The following is a 23044-nucleotide window of genomic DNA, read 5'->3' on the forward strand; positions in this document are numbered from 1 at the left end:
GTCGTTCACTTCCTAAGCGTTCGGTACGTCGAGACGAGGGCGGTGGTGGACGGGTCGAGGCCGGGCACGTCGGCGCCCTCCGTCAGCGCGGGCTCGATGCGCTTGGCGAGGACCTTGCCCAGCTCCACGCCCCACTGGTCGAAGGAGTCGATGTTCCAGACCGCGCCCTGCACGAAGACCTTGTGCTCGTAGAGGGCGACGAGCTGGCCGAGGACCGACGGGGTCAGCTCGCGGGCCAGGATCGTGGTGGTGGGGTGGTTGCCCTTGAAGGTGCGGTGCGCCACCTGCTCCTCGGCCGCGCCCTCCGCGCGGACCTCCTCCGCCGTCTTGCCGAAGGCCAGCGCCTGGGTCTGCGCGAAGAAGTTCGCCATCAGCAGGTCGTGCTGCGTCCTGAGTTCACCGCTCAGCTCGGCGACCGGCTCGGCGAAGCCGATGAAGTCCGCCGGGATCAGCTTGGTGCCCTGGTGGATCAACTGGTAGTACGCGTGCTGCCCGTTGGTGCCCGGCGTGCCCCACACCACCGGACCGGTCTGCCACCGCACCGGCCGGCCCTCCCGGTCCACCGACTTGCCGTTGGACTCCATGTCCAGCTGCTGGAGGTAGGCGGTGAACTTGGAGAGGTAGTGCGAGTACGGCAGGACCGCGTGCGACTGGGCGTCGAAGAAGTTCCCGTACCAGACGCCCAGCAGGCCCAGCAGCAGCGGCGCGTTGGCCTCGGCGGGGGCGGTGCGGAAGTGCTCGTCGACCAGGTGGAAGCCGTCCAGCATCTCGCGGAACCGGTCCGGGCCGATCGCGATCATCAGCGAGAGGCCGATCGCCGAGTCGTACGAGTAACGGCCGCCGACCCAGTCCCAGAACTCGAACATGTTGTCCGGGTCGATGCCGAACTCCGTCACCTTGCCGGCGTTCGTCGAAAGCGCCACGAAGTGCTTCGCCACCGCCTTCTCGTCGCCGCCCAGGCCGTCCAACAGCCAGGTGCGCGCCGAGGTCGCGTTGGTGATCGTCTCGATCGTGGTGAACGTCTTCGACGCGACGATGAACAGCGTCTCCGCCGGGTCCAGGCCGCGGGTCGCCTCGTGCAGGTCGGCGCCGTCCACGTTGGACACGAACCGGAGCGTCAACTCCCGTGCGGTGAAGGCCCGCAGGGCCTCGTAGGCCATCGCGGGACCCAGGTCCGAGCCGCCGATGCCGATGTTGACGACGTTCCTGATGCGCTTGCCGGTGTGGCCGGTCCACTCGCCGGAGCGGACCCGGTCGGCGAAGGCGCCCATCTTGTCGAGGACGGCGTGCACGCCGGGGACGACGTTCACCCCGTCGACCTCGACCACCGCGTCGCGCGGGGCGCGCAGCGCGGTGTGCAGGACGGCCCGCCGCTCGGTGATGTTGATCTTCTCGCCGCGGAACATGGCGTCCCGCAGTCCGAACACGTCGGTGGCGGTGGCCAGTTCCTGGAGCAGGGCGAGGGTCTCGTCCGTGATCAGGTGCTTGCTGTAGTCGATGTACAGGTCGCCGACCCGTACCACGTACCGCTCGGCGCGCGCCGGGTCGGCCGCGAACAGCTCACGCAGGACGGGCTGTCCTTCGGCCCGGTGGTCCTCCAGGGCGGCCCACTCGGGCCGCCGGGTGAGCTCGGGGGTGTCAGGCATGGGAGACGGTCTCCTTGGTGCCCTCGCCCCGCAGGGCGACGGCGTACATCTCGTCGGCGTCGAGGCGGCGCAGTTCCTCGGCGATCAGTTCGGAGGTGGGGCGGACCTTCAGGGCGAGGGTGCGCGGCGGCTGGCCCGGCAGGGTCAGGCTGGCCAGCGGGCCCTCGGGGCGGTCGATGCGGATCTCGCCGCCCGCGGTGCCGAGCCGTACGGCCGTGACGACCGGGCCGGGCGAGACCACGCGGTCCACCTTGACCTTCAGCCGCGCCTCCAGCCAGCGGGCGAGGAGTTCGGCGCTGGGGTTGTCCGCCTCGGCCTCGACGGCCGCCGAGGTCACGTCGACCCGGGCCTGGTCGAGGGCGGCGGCCAGCATGGACCGCCACAGGGTGAGCCGGGTCCAGGCGAGGTCGGTGTCGCCGGGCGCGTAGTTGCGGGCGCGGGTCTCCAGGACCTGCATCGGCCGGTCGACCGCGTACAGGTCGGTGATCCGGCGCTGGGCGAGCGCGCCGAGCGGGTCCTTGGACGGCGTCTCCGGGGCCTCCACCGGCCACCACACGACCACCGGGGCGTCCGGCAGCAGCAGCGGCAGCACCACCGAGTCGGCGTGGTCGGAGACCTCGCCGTAGGTGCGCAGCACGACCGTCTCGCCGGTGCCGGCCTCGCTGCCGACCCGGACCTCGGCGTCGAGGCGGGAGGTGGTGCGGTCGCGCAGGGTGCGGGCGTGCCGCTTGATGACGACCAGGGTGCGCGAGGGGTGCTCGTGCGAGGCCTCCTCGGCCGCCTTGATCGAGTCGTAGGCGTTCTCCTCGTCCGTGACGATCACCATCGTCAGGACCATGCCCACGGCAGGGGTTCCGATGGCGCGGCGACCCTGCACCAGCGCCTTGTTGATCTTGCTTGCCGTGGTGTCGGTCAGGTCGATCTTCATGGCCTGCGCCAGCTCCGTCCGTCTCGTGCGAGCATCTCGTCGGCTTCCTGCGGTCCCCAGCTGCCCGACTCGTACTGTGCGGGCTTACCATGCTTTGCCCAGTACGTCTCGATCGGGTCGAGGATCTTCCAGGACTCTTCCACTTCCTGGTGACGAGGGAACAAATTGGCGTCGCCGAGCAGCACGTCCAGGATGAGTCGCTCGTACGCCTCCGGGCTGGACTCCGTGAACGACTCGCCGTACGCGAAGTCCATCGTCACGTCCCGGATCTCCATCGACGTGCCCGGCACCTTGGAGCCGAACCGGACGGTCATGCCCTCGTCGGGCTGGACGCGGATGACGATCGCGTTCGCGCCGAGCTCCTCGGTGGCCGTGGAGTCGAAGGGGGAGTGCGGGGCCCGCTTGAAGACCACCGCGATCTCGGTGACCCGGCGGCCCAGCCGCTTGCCGGTGCGCAGGTAGAAGGGGACGCCCGCCCAGCGGCGGTTGTCGATGCCGAGCTTGACGGCCGCGAAGGTGTCGGTCTTCGACTTGGGGTCGATACCGTCCTCCTGGAGGTAGCCGATCACCTTCTCGCCGCCCTGCCAGCCCTCGGCGTACTGCCCGCGCACGGTGTGCCGGCCCAGGTCCTCCGGCAGCCGCACCGACTTCAGGACCTTCAGCTTCTCGGTGAGCAGCGCGTCCGCGTCGAACGCGATCGGCTCCTCCATCGCGGTGAGGGCCATCAGCTGGAGCAGGTGGTTCTGGATGACGTCCCGGGCCGAGCCGATGCCGTCGTAGTACCCGGCGCGGCCGCCGATGCCGATGTCCTCGGCCATCGTGATCTGCACGTGGTCCACGTACGACCGGTTCCAGATCGGCTCGTACATCTGGTTGGCGAAGCGCAGCGCCAGGATGTTCTGGACGGTCTCCTTGCCCAGGTAGTGGTCGATGCGGAACACCTGGTCCGGGTCGAACACGTCGTGCACGACCGCGTTCAGGTCCTGCGCGGAGGCCAGGTCGTGGCCGAACGGCTTCTCGATGACCGCCCGTCGCCAGGAGCCCTCGGGCGGGGTCGCCAGGCCGACCTTCTTCAGCTGCTGGACGACCTTCGGGAAGAACTTCGGCGGCACGGAGAGGTAGAAGGCGAAGTTGCCGCCGGTGCCCCGGGACGAGTCCAGCTCGTCCACGGCCGACTTGAGCTGCTTGAACGCCGTGTCGTCGTCGAAGTCGCCCGGGATGAACCGCATGCCCTCGGCGAGCTGCTGCCAGACCTCCTCCTGGAACGGGGTCCGGGAGTGCTCGCGCACCGCGTCATGCACGACCTGCGCGAAGTCCTGGTCCGCCCAGTCCCGGCGGGCGAAGCCGACGAGCGAGAAGCCCGGCGGCAGCAGGCCGCGGTTGGCCAGGTCGTAGATCGCCGGCATCAGCTTCTTGCGGGACAGGTCGCCGGTCACACCGAAGATGACCAGGCCCGACGGGCCCGCGACCCTCGGCAGTCGCCGGTCGCGCGCGTCGCGCAACGGGTTGTCCCAGTCGGCGGCGGGCACCACCGGCGCCCCCACCTCCTTGGCGGTCTCGCTCATTACGCCTCAACTCCCTTGCTGTCCAGGGACTTCGCGACGGCGTCCAGCAGGTCCTGCCAGGCCACCTCGAACTTGGCGACGCCCTCGTCCTCCAGCTTGCCCACCACCTCGTCGTAGGAGATGCCGAGCCGCTCCACCGCCGCCAGGTCCGCACGGGCCCGGTCGTAGCCGCCGGTCACCGTGTCGCCGTGGATGTCGCCGTGGTCGGCGGTCGCGTTCAGCGTCGCCTCCGGCATGGTGTTGACGGTGCCGGGGGCCACCAGCTCGTCGACGTAGAGGGTGTCCTTGTACGCCGGGTCCTTCACGCCGGTGGAGGCCCACAGGGGGCGCTGCCGGTGGGCGCCCGCGGACTCCAGGGCGGTCCAGCGGTCACCGGCGAAGACCTGCTCGTACGCCTCGTAGGCGAGCCGGGCGTTGGCCAGCGCGGCCTTCCCCTTCAGGGCGAGCGCCTCGTCGGTGCCGAGGACGGTCAGCCGCTTGTCGATCTCGGCGTCCACCCGGGAGACGAAGAAGGAGGCCACGGAGTGGATCGTCGAGAGGTCCAGGCCCTTGGCGGCGGCCTGCTCCAGGCCGGCCAGGTAGGCGGCCATGACCTCGCGGTAGCGCTCCAGGGAGAAGATCAGCGTGACGTTGACGCTGATGCCGAGGCCGATGACCTCGGTGATCGCCGGCAGGCCCGCCTTCGTGGCCGGGATCTTGATCATCACGTTGGGGCGGTCGACCAGCCAGAAGAGCTGCTTGGCCTCGGCGACGGTGGCGGCGGTGTCGTGGGCGAGGCGGGGGTCGACCTCGATGGACACCCGGCCGTCGGTGCCATGTGATACATCGTATACAGAATGCAGGATATCGGCCGCGGCCCGCACGTCCTGCGTCGTCATCATCCGCACGGCCTCCTCGACCGTGACCCCGCGCACGGCCAGGTCGGCCAGCTGCTCCTCGTACCCCTCGCCGGAGCCGATGGCGGCCTGGAAGATCGACGGGTTGGTGGTCACGCCCACGACATTGCGGTCCGCGACCAGCTCGGCGAGGTTGCCGGTGCTGATCCGCTTGCGCGACAGGTCGTCCAGCCAGATCGAGACGCCCTCGTCGGAGAGGCGCTTCAGTGCTCCCGCGGTGGCGGTTGCTTCGGTCACAGTGATCATCTTCCTCTACTGAACTGTTTCTGGCTGGCGGATCAGGCGGTACGGGCGGCGGCGAGCGACTCGCGGGCCGCGGCCGCCACGTTCTCGGGGGTGAAGCCGAACTCGGCGAACAGGGTCTCGGCGTCGGCGGAGGCGCCGAAGTGCTCCAGGGAGACGATCCGGCCGGCGTCGCCGACGAAGCGGTACCAGGTCAGGCCGATCCCGGCCTCGACGGCGACCCGCGCCTTCACGGCCGGCGGCAGGACGCTCTCGCGGTACTCGCGGGGCTGCTCCTCGAACCACTCCACGGACGGCATCGACACCACCCGGGTGCCGATCCCCTCGGCCTCCAGGAGGTCGCGCGCCCCGACGGCGAGGTGCACCTCGGAACCGGTGGCGATCAGGACCACCTCCGGGGTCTCGGTCGACGACTCGCGCAGCACATAGCCGCCCTTGGCCGCGTCCGGGTTCGGCGCGTACGTCGGCACGCCCTGGCGGGTCAGCGCGAGCCCGTGCGGGGCGGGGTGCGTGGCGTGCCTCTTCAGGATCTCGGCCCAGGCCGCCGCGGTCTCGTTGGCGTCGGCCGGGCGGACGACGTTCAGGCCCGGGATGGCGCGCAGCGCGGCCAGGTGCTCGACCGGCTGGTGGGTCGGGCCGTCCTCGCCGAGGCCGATGGAGTCGTGCGTCCAGACGTACGTCACCGGGAGCTGCATGAGCGCCGACATGCGGACGGCGTTGCGCATGTAGTCGGAGAACACCAGGAAGGTGCCGCCGTAGATGCGGGTGTTGCCGTGCAGGGCGATGCCGTTCATCTCGGCGGCCATCGAGAACTCGCGGATGCCGAAGTGGACGGTACGGCCGTACGGGTTGGCCTCGGGCAGCGGGTTGCCCTTCGGCAGGAAGGAGGAGGTCTTGTCGATGGTGGTGTTGTTCGAGCCCGCGAGGTCGGCGGAGCCGCCCCACAGCTCGGGCAGCACCGGGCCGAGCGCCTGGAGGACCTTGCCGGAGGCGGCGCGGGTGGCGACCGCCTTGCCCTCCTCGAAGACGGGGATCTCGGACTCCCAGCCCTCGGGGAGCTGGCCGGCCACGACCCGGTCGAAGAGCCGTGCGTGCTCCTCGTTCCCGGTGCGCCACTCGGCGATGTGCTTGTCCCAGGCGGCGTGGGCCTCGGCACCCCGGTCCAGGGCACGGTGGGTGTGGGCCAGCACGTCGGCGTCGACCTGGAAGGTCTGCTCCGGGTCGAAGCCGAGGAGGCGCTTGGTGGCGGCGACCTCGTCGGCGCCGAGCGCGGAGCCGTGCGAGGCCTCGGTGTTCCGCGCGTTCGGGGCGGGCCAGGCGATGATCGTGCGCATCGCGATGATCGACGGCCGCCCGGTCTCCTCCTTGGCCGCCCGCAGGGCCGCGTACAGGGCGTGCACGTCGACGTCGCCCTCGGCGGTGGGCTCGATGCGCTGGGTGTGCCAGCCGTAGGCCTCGTACCGCTTGAGGACGTCCTCGGAGAACGCGGTCGCGGTGTCGCCCTCGATGGAGATGTGGTTGTCGTCGTAGACGAAGACCAGGTTGCCGAGCTTCTGGTGGCCGGCCATCGAGGAGGCCTCGGCGGAGACGCCCTCCTCCAGGTCGCCGTCGGAGACGATCGCCCAGACGGTGTGGTCGAAGGGGGAGGTGCCCTCGGCGGCCTCGGGGTCGAACAGGCCGCGCTCGTAGCGGGCGGCCATGGCCATGCCGACGGCGTTGGCGACGCCCTGGCCGAGCGGGCCCGTGGTGGTCTCGACGCCTGCCGTGTGCCCGTACTCCGGGTGACCCGGCGTCTTCGACCCGTGTGTGCGGAAGGCCTTCAGGTCGTCAAGCTCCAGCTCGTACCCGGCGAGGAACAGCTGGGTGTAGAGGGTGAGCGAGGTGTGCCCGGGGGAGAGCACGAAACGGTCCCGGCCGGTCCACTCGGGGTCGGCCGGGTCGTGCCGCATCACCTTCTGAAAGATCGTGTACGCGGCCGGGGCCAGGCTCATCGCGGTGCCGGGGTGCCCGTTGCCGACCTGCTGTACGGCGTCGGCCGCGAGAAGGCGCGCGGTGTCCACGGCACGCCGGTCGAGGTCGGTCCACTCGAAGCCGTCGTCGGAGCCGTCGTCGAAGCCCACTGCTGTCTGCGTGCTCATCTTCAAGAAGTCCTCGTTCGAAGCGTTCCGGCTGGCCTGACGCGTTCAAAAGTAAAAGTCTGACTTTTTGGAGGGAAGGTCGGAGTGTGTCAGCCTGTGGTGAAAGTGGGACACGGATCTTCGACAGGGACGGCACGAGAAGGACATGGCGGACAGAACGCCCAATGGGGCAGGTGGCGGTGACGGAATCAGGACCTTCCCCTTCCCGGTGGATCTGAGCGTCGGCGGCGTCGGCATCCAGGTCGGCCCGATGGGGACCGAACGCCTGTGGCACGCCGACGCACCGCTGGAGCGCGTCCACCGCATCGACTTCCACGTGGTCATGCTCTTCACCGAGGGCCCGGTCCGTCACATGATCGACTTCGCCGAGTACGAGGCCCGGGCCGGCGACCTGCTCTGGATCCGCCCCGGCCAGGTGCACCGCTTCTCGCGGACCTGCGAGTACCGCGGAACCGTCCTGACCATGCAGCCCGGCTTCCTGCCGCGCGCCACCGTCGAGGCGACCGGCCTCTACCGCTACGACCTGCCGCCCCTGCTCCGCCCCGACGCTCCGCAGCTCGCCGCGCTCCGGGCGTCGCTCGCCCACCTGCAACGCGAGTACGAGGACACCGAAACCCTCCCCCTGAGCCTGCACACGTCGGTGCTGCGGCACTCCCTGACCGCGTTCCTCCTGCGCCTCGCCCATCTCGCGGCCAGTTCGGCGGAGGCGGCCCGCCGCCAGGCCGATACGACCTTCACCCTTTTCAGGGACGCGGTGGAGAAGGACTTCGCCGCCAACCACAGTGTCAGCGCCTACGCCGACGCCCTCGGCTACTCCCGCCGCACCCTGGTCCGCGCGGTCCGCGCCGCCACGGGGGAGACCCCCAAGGGCTTCATCGACAAGCGGGTGGTGCTGGAGGCCAAACGCCTCCTGGCCCACACGGACCTCCCGATCGGCCGGGTCGGTGCGGCCGTCGGCTTCCCGGACGCGGCGAACTTCTCCAAGTTCTTCCACCTGCACACCGGGCAGACACCGGTGGGGTTCCGGGCGGAGCTGCGCTGAGGCGGGCGGGCCGGGCAGCGCGACGGCGCCGGAGGGGATCCATCCCTCCGGCGCCGCGTGCCCGGCTCCTGCGTACTGCCCTGTCAGTGACCGAAGTCGAACCAGTTCACGTTCACGAAGTCCGCCGACTGGCCGCTGCTGAAGGTCAGGTAGACGTCGTGGGTGCCCGTCACCGAGCTGATGTTGGCCGGGATCGTCGTCCAGGTCTGCCAGCCGCCCGTGTTGGCGACGGAGAAGCTGCCGATGGGGGAGTTGGAGGCGCTGTCGAGCCGGACCTGGACCGTGCCGCTCACCCCGGAGGCCGCGCCGCTCGCCACCCTCGCGTAGAACTGGGTGGCTGCCGTGGAGCCGAAGTCGACGCCCTTGTAGAGCGCCCAGTCACCGTTGGCGATGTACCCGATGTCCTGGCCGCCGCCGGTGTCGGTGGTGGTCTCGGCGGTCACGCCGGACTGGCTGTCGTACGACTCCGCCTGGATGGCGCTGTACGCGTCCCTGCTGCCGGTCGGCGGGGTGGTGGTACCGCTCCCACTGGCCGACAGCACCTGGACGTAGTCGACGACCATCGGGTGGCCGGACTCGGTGGCGCTGGTCGGGCCGCCGCCGAACGCGTCCGGGAAGCCACCGCCCATCGCCACGTTCAGGATGACGAAGAAGCCGTGGTTGGTGGCGTTCGCCCAGGTGGTGGCGTCGACCTGACTGGACGTCACGGTCTGGTAGTCGACGCCGTCGACGTAGAAGCGGATCGCCTCGGGGCTCACCGAGCGATCCCACTCCATCGTGTAGGTGTGGAAGCCGGACTGGCAGGTGGTGTTGGGGCAGGCGGTCGAATTGCCCAGGCCCGTCGTCTCGTTGCAGGGGCCGCCCGGGTTGGTGCCGCAGTGCATGGTCGCCCAGACCTTGTTCAGGCCCTGCACGTTCTCCATGATGTCCAGCTCGCCGACGCTCGGCCAGTTCTGGTAGTTGCCCCGGTAGGGCGCGCCCAGCATCCAGAACGCGGGCCAGTAGCCGTAGGCGGCGGTGCCGGTGACGTTCGGCATCTGGATGCGGGCCTCGACGCGCAGCTTGCCGCCGGCCGGGGGCTGGAAGTCGGTACGGGTGGTCTCGATGCGGCCCGAGGTCCAGTTGCCGGCCGAGTCACGGACGGGCGTGATCTTCAGGTTGCCGCTGCCGTCCAGAGCGACGTTGGTGGTGGACGACGTCATCGTCTCGACCTCGCCGGTGCCCCAGTTGGCGGCCCCTCCGGGATACGAAGTCCCGGTGTCGTACTGCCAGTTGGAGGTGTTGACGCCCGTTCCGGCGGTGCCGTTGAAGTCGTCGAGGAAGACCTGGCTCCAGCCGGACGGCACGGAGGGGGCCGAGGCGTTGGCGGGCAGGGTGGCGGTCGCGGCGGCCGCGACCGCCAGGCCCATGGTGGCGAGCCCGGCGAGCAGGGCGCGACGGAACGAGCGCCGCCGTCTGTGGTCCGCGGGGGGTATACCGGAGGTTTCACTCATGGGGGTGCCTCTCGGGTACGGAGGGGGTGCGCGGGTGGGTCTCCGAGAGCGCCGGGAGTGGCTGATTCAGATTGAGAGCGCTCTCAAAGTGGGCCCAATGTGCTCTCCGTGCCTGCGGCCGTCAAGAGTTAAAACAAAGAATCTCCTTGTTTCTCAGGGGAGTTCACGCCCTGAAGCCGGACGCTCGCTAGACCGCGCTGCCGGCCTTCCAGTCCGCCCAGGACAGGTTCCAGCCGTTGAGGCCGTTGGAGGCCTCGACGGTCTTCTCCCCGGAGTTCCTGACGATCACCACGTCGCCGAGGATCGAGCTGTCGTAGAACTTGTAGCCGTCCACCGAGGAGTCGCTCGCGCCCTTGGCGTCGTGCAGGCCGACACAGCCGTGGCTGGTGTTCTCGTGGCCGAACACCGAGGTGGACGCCCAGTAGTTGCCGTGCACGAAGGTGCCGGAGGTGGTCAGCCGCTGGGCGTGCGGGACGTCGGAGATGTCGTACTCGTCGCCGAGGCCGACCGTGGAGGACTCCATCCGGGTCTGCTTGAACCGCTCGCTGATCACCATGATCCCGGACCAGGTGGTGTGCTGGGCGTTGCCGCCCGAGACGGGGTAGGTGGCCAGGGTGGCGCCGTCCCGCTTCACGACCATCTCCTTGGTCGACAGGTCGACGGTGGAGATCTGCTCGCGGCCGATGTGGAAGGTGACGTCCTTCGACTGCACGCCGTAGACGCCGTCGGAGCCCTCGACGTCCTTCAGCTTCAGGCTCAGCGTGATCTTGGTGCCCTTCGCCCAGTACGTCTCCGGGCGGAAGTCCAGCCGGGTGTCGCTGAACCAGTGCCCGACGACCTCCACCTCCGGCTCGGCGGTCACGGTGATCGCCTTCTGCACCGCCGCCCGGTCCGTGACCGCGTGCGTGAAGTTGATCGACACCGGCATGCCGACGCCGGACGTGGAGTCCGCCTCGGGCGTGAAGTAGCCGATGAACGTCTCGCCGGGGGACTTCGTGGTGAAGGTGGCCACCGTCTCGTCGGAAGCGCCCTGCGCCTTCGCCGTCACCGTGTACTTCGTGCCGGAGTACGGGTTCTGCGCCGACGTCCATTTCGTCTTCGCGTCGTTGAAGGACCCCGACAGGGTCGACCCGTCGTTGCCCGCGACGGTCACGGAGGCCAGCGTGCCGTCGGCCACCGTGACCTCGACCGGGGTGCCGAAGTCGGCCTTCCTGGTGCCGGAGACGGGCGTGACCGTGATCGTCGCCTTCTTGGTCGCGGACTTCACGGAGGCCGTGGCGCCCTTGCCGCCGGTGGGCGCCGAGGCGTCCGCGGAGGAACTGCATCCGGCCAGCGCGGCCCCCGCGGGCACCGCGCCGAGAGCGGCGAGGATCCCGCGCCGGGACCACTTCCCCGGCTGCAGTCCGGACCCGTTCGATATGTGCTGGACGCCCACGACACGCCTTCCTGACTTGTACACCTGTGTCAGGGCATCCTGCGCCGGTTGTATGGGTGGTTCCTTTGAATCGCGGGGGTGCCCGCTGAGATTCCGATGAGGAGCGGGAACGTCACGCTGCGCAGTCGCGGCCGATCCGCCGCGGACCGGGGCGAGTCGGCCGGAACCCGGGTTGTCCCGCCCGCCGATCGTGAACAGAGTATGAACGCCCGACCGGCGGCCTGAGTTTCCGGTGAGATCACCTGCCCGGCCTGGCTTCCCCACCTATCCGATCGGAATAGTGAAGAAACAGTAAGCCGACCCCGCCGGAGGTATTCCGTGACCGACGTCCGCAAGCGGCACAACGTGGCCATCGTGGGAGCAGGCGCGGCGGGCACCCTCACCGCCGTCCAGCTCTGCGAGACGGCGCACCGCCGCCGGACTCCGCTCGACCTCGTCCTGATCGACCCGGCCCCGGAGGCGGGCCGGGGCACCGCCTACGCCACCCGCGACCCCCGGCACCGGCTCAACGTGCCCGCCGGCAACATGAGCGCCTACCCGGACGACCCCGGGCACTTCGTCCGCTGGCTCTGCCGGCACGGCGAACCCACCGTCACCGGCGCCGACTTCGCCACCCGCTACCGCTACGGCGCCTACCTCGCCGACACCCTCGGCCAGGCCCTCGTCCGCGCCCACGGCACGGTCGCCGTACGCCGGCTGCGCACCCTCGCGGAGAGCTGTACCGGCACCCCCGACGGCTGGGTGGAACTCCACCTCGCCGACGGGGGACTCCTGCCGGTGGACAGCGCGGTCCTGGCCACCGGCCCCGCCGGGGCGAGCGCCGGCTGGGCCCCGCCCGCCCTGCGCACCTCGCCCCGCTTCGTCGGCACCCCGTGGGCGCCGGAAGCCCTGGACCCCGTACGGGACAGCCCCGACGACGTCCTCCTGGTGGGCACCGGCCTGACCGCCGTCGACCTCGCCCTCACCCTCGACCGCCCCGGCCGCACCGTGCACGCGCTCTCCCGCAGCGGGCTGCTGCCCCAGCCGCACGCCCTCGGCCCGGCCGGCACCATGCCCGCCCCGGACGGCCTCGACGACACCTCGCTCGGCCGGCTCCGGCGCGCGGTCTACCGCCATGTCAGCCGCTCGGTACGCACCCACGGCGACTGGCGCCCCGGCCTGGACAGCCTCCGCCCGCACACCGCCCGGCTGTGGCGCAGCCTCACCCCCGGGGAGCGGGAGGAGTTCCTGGCCCGCGAGGGCGCGCTGTGGAACACCCACCGCCACCGCATGGCCCCCGCCACCGCCGAACACGTCTCCCGCGCCCGCACCGCACGGCGGCTGCACGTCCACACCGGCACGGTACTGCGCGCCACGGCCGCCGAAGACGGCCCCCTCGCGGTCGAGTTGTCCAACGGACAGGTGCTGCACGTCGGTTGGGTGGTCGACTGCACCGGTCCCGGCCGCCGCCCCGACACCCCGCTGTGGCAGGCCCTGTTCACCTCCGGACTCGCCGAACCCGGCCCGCTGGGCATGGGCGTGGCCACCCGCGACGGACAGCTCGCCGACGCCCGGGGCCGCACCACGGGACCCCTGTTCACGCTCGGTGCCCCGCGCCGGGGCGAGTTGTGGGAGACCACGGCGATCCCCGAGATCCGGGTCCAGGCGGCCGAACTGGCCCAGCGGCTGCTGCCGCTCCCGGAACGCCGGCGGGGCGCCCGGCGGCCGGTCGACGGCCAGGGGCTGGCGCTGTCCACGCACGCCGAGGCGGCCGCCGCCTACCGCGGCGGCCTCGACCGGGTCCTCAAGGTGCGCTCCGGCGCCGAGGACGCCTTCGCTCGCGCGGTCGCCCTCGACCCCGGCTTCGCCCTCGGCCACGCGGCCCTCGCCCTGCTCGGCCACGAGTGCGCCGCCGCCGTCGACGTGCCGCGCGCCCTCGCCGACGCCCAGCGCAGCGCCCGCGAGCGCGCGGACGAACGCGAGCGGTCCTTCGTGGACGTGATCACCCGCCGGGTGACCGGCGACGACGGCGACGAGGCGCTCGTACGGCATCTGCGCGAGCACCGGGGCGACGCGCTGGCGCTCGCGGCCGCCGTGCCGACCATCGCGTTCTCCGGCGTCAGCGACCTGCAGGACGACGACGCCCTCAGGCTGCTCGACCTGACCTCGCCCGCCTACGACGGGCACTGGTTCCATACCTCGCTGCTGGCCTTCCTGCGCCAGGAGCAGGGGCGGCTGCACGAGGCGGGCGAGCTGGCCCACCGGGCGCTGGCCGCCGAACCGGCCTCCGGGCACGCGGTGCACGCCCTGGCGCACGTCCACTACGAGTCCGGGGCGCACGAGGCCGGCCGGGACTGGCTCGACGGCTGGGTGTCCGGACGCGGCCGGGGGGCGGTGCACCGGGCGCACTTCTCCTGGCACATCGCCCTGCACGAACTCGCCCTCGACGACCCGGCCGCCGTCCGCAGGCGGTGGTTCGCGCAGCTCGCGCCGGGCCGCGTGGTGAGCGGGGTACGGGCCCTGGTCGACTCGGGGTCGCTGCTGTGGCGGGCCCGGGTGAGCGACAGCTGGCAGGGGGACTTCCCGGTCGCGGGGGTGCTGGAGGCGGTGGAACGCGACGTACTGGAGCGGCCGCAGACCGCCTTCACCGCCCTGCACGCGGCCGTCGCCCTCACCGCGGCCGGGGACCTGGCCGCGCTGCGCCGGCTGCGCGATCACGCAGCCGGCGCCGACGAGGTGCAGCGCGAGGTGGTCGCCCCGCTGTGCGAGGCGTTCGCCGCGCTCGTGGAGGAGCGCTTCCAGGAGGCGGCCCGGGGACTCGACGCGCTGCTGCCGGTGCTGCGCCGGGTCGGCGGCAGCGCGGCCCAGCGGGAGGTGGTGGAGGAGACCCTGCTGTACGCCCTGGTGTCGGACGGCCGTTGCGAGGCGGCCCGGCAACTGCTCGACGCCCGCCTCGACCGCACCCACGCCCCGCGCGACCGACGGCTGCGTGCGGGGCTGGCCTCCTGAGCGGCCGGGGGCTCCGGGCGGCGGCCGCTGCGGGTGCGGGCCGCTCGGGCCGTGACCGCCCACCGGCCGTCACGGCCCGAGCGGCCCACACCCCGCTCAGTGCCCCCTCAGCGCTCCGCGCCCTGCGTTTCCTGCAGCCGGGCGTCGGTCGTCCGGGTGCCCTGGGCGGCGTCGGGGGACTCCGCCGGGGCGCTCCGCGGCCGGTCGGCGAGCTTGAGCCACACCACGCCGACGATGATGACGCCCAGCCACAGGGCCTGGACCGGCGTGAGCGACTCGTCGAAGAAGACGGGGCTCAGCAGCGCCGCACCGGCCGACCCGATTCCGGCCCAGACGGCATAGCCGATACCGACGTCGATGGTGCGCAGCGAGACGCTCAGTGCCCAGAGCGTCAGCAGGAAGAACACGACGGCGACCAGCGACCACGTCAGGCGGGTGAAGCCGTGGCTGCCGCCGACGGAGAGCGCGTAGCCGACCTCGAACCCTCCGGCGAGGAGGAGTACGAGCCAGGCGTTGGCCGAGGAGTGGCCGGTGTTGGTCATGGGAGTGCGTCCTTTCACGGAAAAGAAGGGGGGTGGGCGGCGGCGGGACGCGTCAGGCGGCGCCGCTGAGCTGCAGGCCGACGACCCCGGTGATGATCACGGCGATGCCGAGGGCCTTGCGCCAGTCCAGGCGCTGGCCGAAGACCGCCGCGCCGAGCAGGGTGATGCCGACGCCGGCGACGGACGTCCAGATGGCGTAGCCGACACCGACGTTGAAGGTCAGCAGGGCCTTGCTCAGGAAGTAGGTCCCGATCGCACCGCTGAGCAGGGTCACGACGGTCCACTTGCGGTTCTTGAAGCCTTCGGCCTTGCCGGCCGCGATGGCCACGGTGATCTCGAAGATGTCCGCGATGGCGAGGTACAGCCACTGCATGGGCTTTCCTTTCGTTCGATGGGCGCGACCGAGCGGTGGTCCGCCGGGACGTGAGGTGGTGGTGCGGCCGGGTGCCGGGAACCGGCTGTCGTGTCGGCAGCGGTCGGCGACCGCCGCTTCGGCAGCCGTCGGTTCAGCAGCCGTCGACGCCGCAGGCGGCGCCGCGGGCGACGGCCTGTTCGGCCTGGGTGTCGAGCACGGCCTTGCGGATCAGGGCCGCCGTGGGGACACCCTCGATGCGGTGGCTCTCGCCGATGACGAGCGTGGGAACGACGGAGACGCGGTACGCCGCGGCGGCGCGCAGCGCCTCCTGGTGGGCCGCGGTGTAGGTGCCGTCCGTCAGCGCCGCGGTGAAAGCGGTTTCGTCCAGGCCCAGTTCGGCGGCGATGGCGGCGAGCACGTCCAGTCGGCCGATGTCCTGGTTCTCCTGGAAGAACGCCCGCAGCATCCGCGGGGTGTACTCCGCGCCCCTGCCGTGCTCGGCCGCGTACCGGTAGCCCTCGAACGCCAGCCGGGTGTAGGGCTGCGGTGAGACGGTGGGCAGGGTGATGTCCACGTTCATCCGGCGGGCCATCGGATAGACCGAACGCGCCCAGACCGCGGGCAGGTACTCGTCCTCCGGCCGCAGCGTCGGGGTGGGGTGGGGCCGCAGTTCGAACGGCATCCACTCGATCTCGACGTCGAGGTCGTGGGTGGCCTCGTGCAGCGGGCCCTCGGCCAGCATGCAGAACGGACAGACGTAGTCCGACCAGACCTTGATGCCGACCCTGCTGGTTTCCGTGCCGGTCACGGCCGCCTCCGGTTGCGGGCGAGGAATTCTTCGAACGGCTGCGTCCCCTCCGGGAGTTGCAGCGAGGTCACCTTGATCTGCCAGGCCGTCGGGTCCTCGGCGAAGATCGAGTACGACCCCGAGTAGTCGAAGCCGTACCTGGCGGCCGTCCTGCGGTCGGCCACGTGGACGATGTGGCCGACCCTGAAGTGCAGCGAGGCCATGTAGCACAGGGCGCAGGGCTCACCGGAGGCGATCAGGGTGGCCCCGGCGGTGGCGGGCAGCCCGTGCTTCGCGGCGGCCGCCCGCAGGGCGACCACCTCGGCGTGGGCGGTGGGGTCGTTGTCCTCGTACACCCGGTTGAACCCGGTGCCGAGGACCTGGCCGTCGTTGACCACCACACCGGAGAACGGGATGCCGCCCTCGGCGACGTGTTCTCGGCTGATCCGGACCGCCTCACGGGCGTAAGCGGTCAGCTCGCTCTCCGGGATCTCGGATGGGGACATGGTCGCTCCTCGACTCGGACCGTGGACATGCGGAGCCGGAGCACAACGGGCGGGCTGAGCCCTTGGACGCGTTGGTACCGGGCATAAGACCCTCGATAGTTGTTTGTACGTGCATGTTCTTCGGGTGCGCAAGATCCACTGGAGGAATCAAGCGGACGGCTAAAGCTTGCATGAACATGTATCTTGTTGTCAACGCGCCGCCTGAGAGGGAGCTGCCCATGACGACCACGATCACCTATGCGTCGGCCGCCTCGTCCGACCAGGCCATGTGGGGGAGGGTCCTCGCCCTGCACGCGCACGTGGAGCGCCAGCTCACCCAGGCCCTGCAGCGCCGGCACGGCATAGGCCTCTCCGAGTTCCGGGCCCTGGAGTGTCTCGTGCAGGCCAAGGACGGCGAGCTGCGCATGCAGGAGCTCGCCGACAAGGTCGGGCTCGGGCAGAGCTCGGTGACGCGGCTGGTGGGACGGCTCTTCGCGGCCGGCTTCGCCTTCCGTGACCTGTGTCCCGACGACAAACGCGGTGTCTACGCCGTCATCACCGACGACGGCAGGCGGCGCTACACGGACGCGCGCGGCACGTATTCCGAGGTCCTCAGCGCGGCCCTGAACACCGCCGGTGTCGCCCCCGAGCTCGCCGGCACGGTCCAGGCGCTGCGCAGCGCCCGCTGAGCGGCGCCGTCGCCCCGGCGGCTCCGCCCGGACAGAAAGCCCTTGTCGAAAGCCGTCCTCCGGGATGGCTTTCGGCGTTTCCGCACTCGGCGGGGGTGTGCCCCGGTGAACGCCGGGCCCCGCGCGGAGCACCCTTCCTCAACCACGGTGACGCCTTGGTGAAAGCCGTTTCGGCGGCCCGAAACGCATAGTTCATCAAGCAAAATTGACGGCCTCATATGCCTGGTGGCCGGTGATGTGCATCACTGATTGCAGGCACATGTACATGCTTGACTCTGCATGCATCGCATGTACGGTTAGTCGCGGATCGATCACGGGGGAGTGATGCGGAGCCGGCCGAGCTGATGGCTGCCGGGCTCCGCGGGTTCCAGGGCGCGGCTTGAGCGCCGTCACCCCCCTTGGCATGTCCGCTTTCACATGGACAGGTGCACGAACTGGGGGAGACTGTGCCATCACCACGCCTTTTTGACGCGCTCGCCGCTCACGCCCGCCGCCGGCCCGGCCAGGTGGCCCTGATCCGGGGCGAGCGGCAGGTGACCTACCGCGAGCTGGTCGGCCTCGCCGGGGAACTGGCCGGCACTCTCGACGGACTCGGGCTCGACCGGCGGCAGCCGCTGTGCGTGCCCGCACACAAGACGCCCGAGACGATCGCCCTGTTCGTCGCCGCCTTCCGGGCCGGTTACGCGGTCCTGGCGCCGTCACCCGAACTCGGCTCCGCCGCCCGTGCGACGCTCGCCGCGCAGGCCCGGTGCTCCCGGACCCTGACCGTCGACGCCCAGGGGGTGCTCGACACCGCCCCGGTGGAGCCGGACGAGGCGGCCGCCCGGGACTTCGACACCGTGGACCCGGCCGCCGCGCCCCTGCTGCTCACCACCTCCGGCTCCACCGGTACGCCGAAGATCGTGCCGATCCCCAGTGACGGCTTCGACCGGTTCGCCGACTGGGCGACCGGCCGGTTCGGCCTCACCGAGCAGGACACGCTGCTCAGTTACGCACCGCTGAACTTCGACCTCTCGCTGCTCGACGTGTGGACCGCGCTGCGGCTGGGCGCCCGGGCCGTTCTCGTCGAGCAGGAGTACAGCGCGGACGCGCGTCACCTGCAGGACCTGGTCGCCCGGCACGAGGTCACCTTCGTCCAGGGCGTCCCGATGCTGCACCGGCTGCTCGTCCAGGACGGTGCCGTGCATCCTGCGGTCCGCACGGTCGTCTTCACCGGCGACGCGCTGCCGGAGGCACTGCTGCGGCAGCTGGGCACGGCCTTCCCCGGCGCCTCCTTCCACAACGTCTTCGGGTGCACCGAGACCAACGACAGTTTCATCCACGACGCGGATCCCGCGGCCCCCGGCGAGCAGACCCCCATCGGCCGGCCGCTGCCCGGGGTGCGGGCCCTGCTGCTGGACGGCGAGGGACGGGTCCTCGACGGTCCCGGCACCGGTGAACTCCTCGTGACCACACCGTTCCAGACCGCCGGCTACCTGCAACGCTCCCGCAACGAGGGGGTGTTCGTGCCCGCGCCCGACGGCGGCGGCGAGGTCTTCTACCGCACCGGCGACCTCGTCACCCGGGACGCCGACGGCCTCCACCGGCTGCAGGGGCGCACCGACTTCCAGGTCAAGGTCCGCGGGGTGCGGACCAACGTCCAGGAGGTCGAGAACGTCCTGGCGGCCCACCCCGAGGTCGCCGAGGCCGCCGTCGTGGCGATCCCCGACCCGGAGGCCGGCTACCGGCTGCACGCCCAGGTGACCCGGCGGCCCGGCACCTCGCTCACCTCGCTGGGGCTGCGCTCGCACAGCGCCGAGCGCCTGCCCCGCCACGCCATCCCGTCCTCCGTGCACGTGGGCGACACCCCGCTGCCGCGCACGTCCACCGGAAAACCCGACCGCAACCTCATCAAGGCAGCACGACAGAAGGGAAATCCCGCATGACCTCCCTGGCGGACGAGATTCGCGGCTATGTGGTCGCCGAGTTCCTCGACGGAGAGGACACGGCCGACCTGACCGCCGAGTTCGACCTCATCGACAACGGAGTGGTCGACAGCCTGGGCGTGGTCCGGATCGTCTCGCACCTCTCCCGGACCTATTCGATCCCGATCGACGACATTCCGCTGACCCCGGACAACTTCCGCAGCATCGGCGCCATTTCGGCATTCGTCGAGACCGCGGCGAAGACCGCCGCCTGAGCTGTCCTCCGGATCTCTGCGGAGAACCCGGCACGAACTCCGGAGCGCTTTCAGGAAATCCTCCGGACGAACCCCTCACACACCAGGAGACACGAATGATCGTCCGCAGCACCAGCGAGCTCGCCGCCATCGAGTGGGGCAACGGCACCAGCCACCGCCTGCTCACCGAGTCCGACGGCATGGGTTTCACCGTGTGCGAGACGCTGGTCCGCAAGGGCACCACGAGCGCCCTGCAGTACCGCCGTCACCTTGAGGCCTGCTACTGCACGGGCGGTTCCGGCGAGGTCGTCACCGCGTCCGGCGAACGCTACAAGATCACCGAGGGCACCATCTACGCCCTCGACGAGAACGACGCGCACTATCTCGTCGCCTCCGACTACGAGGATCTGAGACTCATATCCGTGTTCAGTCCGGCCCTGCGCGGCGACGAGAAGCACACGCTGTCTCCCGACGGCTTCTCCCAGTACTGAGTTCCGCGACCCGGGGCCCGCCCCGCCGGCAGCGGCGCGGGCCCCGGCCCCGACCAGCGACGTACCGGAAGGCAGCACACGCATGACACCCGCACCGTCCGCACCGCGGACCACCGGCGCCGGAACCAGCACCGACAGGGACACCGGACCGGACCCGTACGACCTCGTCGCCCCCTGGGCGGACGAACTCAACCACGACGTCGAGGAGTGGGACGCCCGGGCGGAGTTCCCCCGGGAGAAGTGGAAGACGATCCAGCGCTCCGGACTGCTCACCGTACCGTTCGAGACACGGTACGGCGGCCGTGGCGGCACCCTGACCGACACGATGCGCGCCCTCGAAGGGTTCGGGCACACCTGCCGCGACGCCGGCCTCGGCTTCTCCGCCTCCACACAGATCGTCAGCATCGGCGTCCCGCTGCAGGCGTTCGGCTCCGAGGAGCTCAAGGACCGCTTCCTGCCCGGGATCGTCACGGGCGACCTGATCACCGCGCACGCCATCACCGAGCCGGGCAACGGCTCCGACGCCCTGAACATCTCCACCACCGCGACCAGGGACGGTGACGACTACGTCGTCGACGGCGGCAAGATGTTCATCACCAACGCCCCGATCGCCGACCTCTTCCTGCTGTACGTGCGCACCGGGAAGCCCGGCCCGTTCGGTCTGAGCGTCTTCCTCGTCGAGCGGGACACCCCCGGCCTCAGGGTCGGCGAGCCGCTCGGCAAGATGGGGCTGCGCACCTCCCCGCTGAGCGAGGTGACCTTCGAGCGGCTCCGGGTGCCGGCCGCCCGGCGCATCGGCAAGGAGGGCGCCGGGTTCCTGGTCCTTGACCACGTGATGAAACGGGAGATCCTCTTCTCCTTCTCCCTCACGCTCGGCGAGATGGAACACCGGCTGGAGCGCGTGCTCAAGTACGCCAGGTCCCGCCGCCAGTTCGGCGAACCGATCGGCGCGTTCCAGGGCGTCTCCCACAAGGTCGCGGACATGAAGATCGAGGTGGAGACCGCCCGCAAGTGGCTCACCGACACCGGCGCCAAGGTGGCGTCCGGCCAGGACGCCGCGATCGACGTCGCCGCCACCAAGACCGTCGTCAGCGAGGCCAACAAGCGCACCGCGCTCGACGCCGTCCAGATCTTCGGCGGCCAGGGCTACCTCACCGCCACCGGTATCGAGCGGGACGTGCGCAACGCGGTCGGCGGAACCATCTACTCCGGCACCAGCGAGATCCAGCGCAACCGCATCGCCTCCCTTCTGGGCCTGTGAGCCGGGAGCTGACGAAAGGGCCACCATGAACGCACTCACCCCCGACGACCTGCGCCGGCTCACCGCGCCCACCGACTTCCTCGACTACGAGAGCGACCCCGTCCAGGCCTTCGTCGACGAGGCGGTCACCGACCGCGGCGCCGACAAGCGCCGGCTGGCCGTCGAGCTCTACCACGCCGTCCGGGACGACGTCTTCTACGAGGTGTACGGCGCCGACCTGTCCGAGCAGGGCCTGCGGGCCAGCCACACCGCGGCCACCCGCAAGGGCTTCTGCCTGCACAAGTCGGCGCTGTACGCGGCGGCCTGCCGGGCCGTGGGCATCCCCGCCCGCGTCCACTACGGCGACGTGCGCAACCACCTCGCCTCCGACCGGCTGCGCGCCCACATCGGCGGCGACGTCTTCTTCCACGGCCTCAACTCGGTCCACCTGGACGGCAGGTGGGTCAAGGCCACCCCGGTCTTCAACAAGATCCTGTGCCGCCTGTACGGCATGCAGCCGCTGGAGTTCGACGGCACCGCCGACAGCCTGCACCACCCCTTCGACGACCAGGGCCGCCAGAGCATGGAGTTCCTCACCGACCACGGCGGCTTCGACGACGTTCCCTACGCGTTCGTGATGGCGAACATGCGCCGCAAGCACCCCGGCTTCCTGAACGCCGACGGCACCGGCACGGTCCGCGGCGGCTCGCTGGCCGCCGAGGCGTCCGCCTGATGCGGCGCGGCGCCCCCGACACCCCCGACGTACCGGATCACGAGGAGACACGGCGATGAGCACCATCCGAGCCCAGCAGGACGGCTGGGAGGCGCGGGCCCGCATCGGCCTGGTCGTACCGCACGCGGACGTCGGCCCGGAGTCGGAGTTCCAGGCGATCGCGCCCGAGGACGTCTTCGTGCACGGCTCGCGCGTCCACTTCGGCGCGATGCGGGCCGGCGGCGAGATGGACCCGAAGATCCCGCACGACCCGGTGCGTGCCTTCGTGGAGCCGCCGCACATCGACGACGCGGTGGAACTGCTGGCCGCCTCCCCGCTCGACGCGATCGCGCTCGGCTTCACCAGCTCCGCCTACGTCCTCGGCGCGGCCGGCGAGAAGGACCTGTTCGCCCGGCTCGCGCGGGTCACCCGCGGGCTGCCGCTCACCGGCACCACCACGGCGGCCGTGGCCGGGTTCACCGCGCTCGGCACCGGCCGGATCGCCCTCGTGAACCCGCCGTGGTTCGACGACCGGCTGTCCGGGCTCGGAGCCGGCTACTTCACCGAACAGGGTTTCGACGTGGTCCACCACGGCCCGTGCGGGCTGCCCAGCAACCAGAAGCTGATCACGCCCGGGGCGCTGTCCGAGTGGATCCGCACCACGGTCGCCGGGCACCGGCCCGACGCCGTCCTCGTGGCCGGCAACGGGATCCGCGCGGTGGGCGTGATCGACGCGCTGGAGCAGGAACTGGGCTTCGCGGTCCTGACCGCCAACCAGGTCCTGTTCTGGCACGCCCTGCACCTGGCCGGAGCGGCCGGGGCGGCCCGCGGGATCACCGGGTACGGCAGGCTCTTCGCCGCCGAGCCGCCGGGCGGCACGGCATGAGCCTGCTGGCGGCCGACGGGCACGTCGCCCTGTTCGTCACCGACGAGGGGGACGCCCGCCGGGTCCCCCTCGTCTGCTGGCGCGACGACGGCACCTCCGTGCACGGCATGGTCCTCTACCGGGGCGCGCTGCGCCGGGCCGAGCACGTCCCCGGTTTCCGCCGCTACGCCCACCCCCTGGAGGACGACACCCCCGTGCCCCGCACAGGGGCGCCCGAACCGGCACCCGTGTGACCGTGCCCCGCGCCCGTCTGTGATCATTCTGACGTGGGGGAGCGGGAACCTCCGGGCCCGGAAATCCCTCTCACGAGTCGAAACAGAGCGTT

General features: G+C 71.1%; 21 protein-coding genes. 10 read left to right on the plus strand and 11 right to left on the minus strand.

The annotated features are described in order from the left end of the window. Window positions 1–5: 5 nt before the first annotated feature. The 5 genes from pgi to tkt are packed head-to-tail and all read right to left on the minus strand — an operon-like array spanning window position 6 to window position 7416. Window positions 6–1646, minus strand: a complete 1641-nt coding sequence (gene pgi / locus ACFZB3_RS03745; RefSeq protein ID WP_391369054.1) for a glucose-6-phosphate isomerase — start codon at window positions 1644–1646, stop codon at window positions 6–8. Continuing rightward, window positions 1639–2574 carry a glucose-6-phosphate dehydrogenase assembly protein OpcA gene (gene opcA, locus ACFZB3_RS03750; RefSeq protein ID WP_391369057.1) on the minus strand — a complete coding sequence of 312 codons (936 nt, stop codon included), beginning with the start codon at window positions 2572–2574 and terminating at the stop codon, window positions 1639–1641. The genes pgi and opcA overlap by 8 nt, the downstream gene beginning before the upstream one ends. After that, a complete protein-coding gene (gene zwf, locus ACFZB3_RS03755) occupies window positions 2571–4139 on the minus strand; it encodes a glucose-6-phosphate dehydrogenase (RefSeq protein WP_391369060.1) in 1569 nt (522 codons plus the stop codon). The genes opcA and zwf overlap by 4 nt, the downstream gene beginning before the upstream one ends. Beyond that, complete coding sequence (tal, locus tag ACFZB3_RS03760; RefSeq protein WP_391369063.1) at window positions 4139–5281, minus strand: transaldolase; 1143 nt, start codon at window positions 5279–5281, stop codon at window positions 4139–4141. Before tal ends, zwf begins: the two co-directional genes overlap by 1 nt. Window positions 5282–5313: 32 nt before the next feature. Beyond that, complete coding sequence (gene tkt / locus ACFZB3_RS03765) at window positions 5314–7416, minus strand: transketolase (protein ID WP_391369065.1); 2103 nt, start codon at window positions 7414–7416, stop codon at window positions 5314–5316. A 145-nt stretch (window positions 7417–7561) separates the two neighbouring features. Here tkt and ACFZB3_RS03770 point away from each other — a divergent pair, with 145 nt between their 5' ends. Then, a complete protein-coding gene (locus tag ACFZB3_RS03770; RefSeq protein ID WP_391369068.1) occupies window positions 7562–8458 on the plus strand; it encodes a helix-turn-helix domain-containing protein in 897 nt (298 codons plus the stop codon). Between the two features lie 83 nt (window positions 8459–8541). Here ACFZB3_RS03770 and ACFZB3_RS03775 read toward each other — a convergent pair whose 3' ends face one another. Both ACFZB3_RS03775 and ACFZB3_RS03780 read right to left on the minus strand, forming a co-directional pair. After that, window positions 8542–9951: a carbohydrate-binding protein gene (locus ACFZB3_RS03775; RefSeq protein ID WP_391369070.1), complete on the minus strand. Its 1410-nt coding sequence runs from the start codon at window positions 9949–9951 to the stop codon at window positions 8542–8544. A 187-nt stretch (window positions 9952–10138) separates the two neighbouring features. Then, window positions 10139–11386 (minus strand): Ig-like domain-containing protein, encoded by a 1248-nt coding sequence (locus ACFZB3_RS03780; protein ID WP_391369073.1) that lies wholly within the window; start codon window positions 11384–11386, stop codon window positions 10139–10141. 318 nt (window positions 11387–11704) lie between these two features. Here ACFZB3_RS03780 and ACFZB3_RS03785 point away from each other — a divergent pair, with 318 nt between their 5' ends. After that, a complete protein-coding gene (locus tag ACFZB3_RS03785; protein ID WP_391369075.1) occupies window positions 11705–14374 on the plus strand; it encodes an FAD/NAD(P)-binding protein in 2670 nt (889 codons plus the stop codon). A 107-nt stretch (window positions 14375–14481) separates the two neighbouring features. Here ACFZB3_RS03785 and ACFZB3_RS03790 read toward each other — a convergent pair whose 3' ends face one another. The 4 genes from ACFZB3_RS03790 to ACFZB3_RS03805 all read right to left on the minus strand — a co-directional run bounded on the left by ACFZB3_RS03790 (window position 14482) and on the right by ACFZB3_RS03805 (window position 16564). Beyond that, window positions 14482–14916 carry an SMR family transporter gene (locus tag ACFZB3_RS03790; RefSeq protein ID WP_391369077.1) on the minus strand — a complete coding sequence of 145 codons (435 nt, stop codon included), beginning with the start codon at window positions 14914–14916 and terminating at the stop codon, window positions 14482–14484. 52 nt (window positions 14917–14968) lie between these two features. After that, window positions 14969–15289, minus strand: coding sequence for an SMR family transporter (locus tag ACFZB3_RS03795; RefSeq protein WP_351716761.1), 321 nt, complete (start codon window positions 15287–15289; stop codon window positions 14969–14971). A 133-nt stretch (window positions 15290–15422) separates the two neighbouring features. Then, window positions 15423–16079, minus strand: a complete 657-nt coding sequence (locus tag ACFZB3_RS03800; protein WP_391369079.1) for a DsbA family protein — start codon at window positions 16077–16079, stop codon at window positions 15423–15425. Continuing rightward, window positions 16076–16564, minus strand: coding sequence for a deaminase (locus tag ACFZB3_RS03805; protein ID WP_391369082.1), 489 nt, complete (start codon window positions 16562–16564; stop codon window positions 16076–16078). Before ACFZB3_RS03805 ends, ACFZB3_RS03800 begins: the two co-directional genes overlap by 4 nt. A 218-nt stretch (window positions 16565–16782) precedes the next feature. On the opposite strand from ACFZB3_RS03805, the gene ACFZB3_RS03810 reads away from it, so the two are divergent. The 8 genes from ACFZB3_RS03810 (at window position 16783) to ACFZB3_RS03845 (ending at window position 22952) form a co-directional block, all read left to right on the plus strand. After that, window positions 16783–17232, plus strand: a complete 450-nt coding sequence (locus tag ACFZB3_RS03810) for a MarR family transcriptional regulator (protein WP_391369085.1) — start codon at window positions 16783–16785, stop codon at window positions 17230–17232. Window positions 17233–17678: 446 nt separating this feature from the next. After that, on the plus strand, window positions 17679–19157 hold the full coding sequence (locus tag ACFZB3_RS03815) for an AMP-binding protein (protein WP_391369088.1): 1479 nt from the start codon (window positions 17679–17681) through the stop codon (window positions 19155–19157). After that, complete coding sequence (locus tag ACFZB3_RS03820) at window positions 19154–19411, plus strand: acyl carrier protein (RefSeq protein WP_391369091.1); 258 nt, start codon at window positions 19154–19156, stop codon at window positions 19409–19411. The genes ACFZB3_RS03815 and ACFZB3_RS03820 overlap by 4 nt, the downstream gene beginning before the upstream one ends. A 95-nt stretch (window positions 19412–19506) precedes the next feature. After that, window positions 19507–19881 (plus strand): ectoine synthase, encoded by a 375-nt coding sequence (locus ACFZB3_RS03825; protein ID WP_391369094.1) that lies wholly within the window; start codon window positions 19507–19509, stop codon window positions 19879–19881. An 82-nt stretch (window positions 19882–19963) separates the two neighbouring features. Then, complete coding sequence (locus ACFZB3_RS03830; RefSeq protein ID WP_391369097.1) at window positions 19964–21142, plus strand: acyl-CoA dehydrogenase family protein; 1179 nt, start codon at window positions 19964–19966, stop codon at window positions 21140–21142. A gap of 25 nt (window positions 21143–21167) precedes the next feature. Then, window positions 21168–21854 (plus strand): transglutaminase domain-containing protein, encoded by a 687-nt coding sequence (locus tag ACFZB3_RS03835; protein WP_391369099.1) that lies wholly within the window; start codon window positions 21168–21170, stop codon window positions 21852–21854. A gap of 55 nt (window positions 21855–21909) precedes the next feature. Next, a complete protein-coding gene (locus ACFZB3_RS03840; RefSeq protein ID WP_391369102.1) occupies window positions 21910–22719 on the plus strand; it encodes a maleate cis-trans isomerase in 810 nt (269 codons plus the stop codon). Beyond that, complete coding sequence (locus tag ACFZB3_RS03845) at window positions 22716–22952, plus strand: DUF6253 family protein (protein ID WP_391369105.1); 237 nt, start codon at window positions 22716–22718, stop codon at window positions 22950–22952. The genes ACFZB3_RS03840 and ACFZB3_RS03845 overlap by 4 nt, the downstream gene beginning before the upstream one ends. Window positions 22953–23044 lie beyond the last annotated feature (92 nt).

The sequence above is a fragment of the Streptomyces sp. NPDC008092 genome, from assembly GCF_042957285.1.
Lineage (GTDB): Bacteria > Actinomycetota > Actinomycetes > Streptomycetales > Streptomycetaceae > Streptomyces.

Coding starts and splice junctions, on each gene's coding strand:
- ACFZB3_RS03830 (WP_391369097.1), top strand. CDS start 19,964: ATGACACCCGCACCGTCCGCACCGCGGACCACCGGCGCCGGAACCAGC.
- ACFZB3_RS03820 (WP_391369091.1), top strand. CDS start 19,154: ATGACCTCCCTGGCGGACGAGATTCGCGGCTATGTGGTCGCCGAGTTC.
- ACFZB3_RS03840 (WP_391369102.1), top strand. CDS start 21,910: ATGAGCACCATCCGAGCCCAGCAGGACGGCTGGGAGGCGCGGGCCCGC.
- ACFZB3_RS03845 (WP_391369105.1), top strand. CDS start 22,716: ATGAGCCTGCTGGCGGCCGACGGGCACGTCGCCCTGTTCGTCACCGAC.
- ACFZB3_RS03770 (WP_391369068.1), top strand. CDS start 7,562: ATGGCGGACAGAACGCCCAATGGGGCAGGTGGCGGTGACGGAATCAGG.
- ACFZB3_RS03775 (WP_391369070.1), bottom strand. CDS start 9,951: ATGAGTGAAACCTCCGGTATACCCCCCGCGGACCACAGACGGCGGCGC.
- ACFZB3_RS03810 (WP_391369085.1), top strand. CDS start 16,783: ATGACGACCACGATCACCTATGCGTCGGCCGCCTCGTCCGACCAGGCC.
- ACFZB3_RS03825 (WP_391369094.1), top strand. CDS start 19,507: ATGATCGTCCGCAGCACCAGCGAGCTCGCCGCCATCGAGTGGGGCAAC.
- pgi (WP_391369054.1), bottom strand. CDS start 1,646: ATGCCTGACACCCCCGAGCTCACCCGGCGGCCCGAGTGGGCCGCCCTG.
- ACFZB3_RS03805 (WP_391369082.1), bottom strand. CDS start 16,564: ATGTCCCCATCCGAGATCCCGGAGAGCGAGCTGACCGCTTACGCCCGT.
- zwf (WP_391369060.1), bottom strand. CDS start 4,139: ATGAGCGAGACCGCCAAGGAGGTGGGGGCGCCGGTGGTGCCCGCCGCC.
- ACFZB3_RS03790 (WP_391369077.1), bottom strand. CDS start 14,916: ATGACCAACACCGGCCACTCCTCGGCCAACGCCTGGCTCGTACTCCTC.
- opcA (WP_391369057.1), bottom strand. CDS start 2,574: ATGAAGATCGACCTGACCGACACCACGGCAAGCAAGATCAACAAGGCG.
- tkt (WP_391369065.1), bottom strand. CDS start 7,416: ATGAGCACGCAGACAGCAGTGGGCTTCGACGACGGCTCCGACGACGGC.
- ACFZB3_RS03795 (WP_351716761.1), bottom strand. CDS start 15,289: ATGCAGTGGCTGTACCTCGCCATCGCGGACATCTTCGAGATCACCGTG.
- ACFZB3_RS03835 (WP_391369099.1), top strand. CDS start 21,168: ATGAACGCACTCACCCCCGACGACCTGCGCCGGCTCACCGCGCCCACC.
- tal (WP_391369063.1), bottom strand. CDS start 5,281: ATGATCACTGTGACCGAAGCAACCGCCACCGCGGGAGCACTGAAGCGC.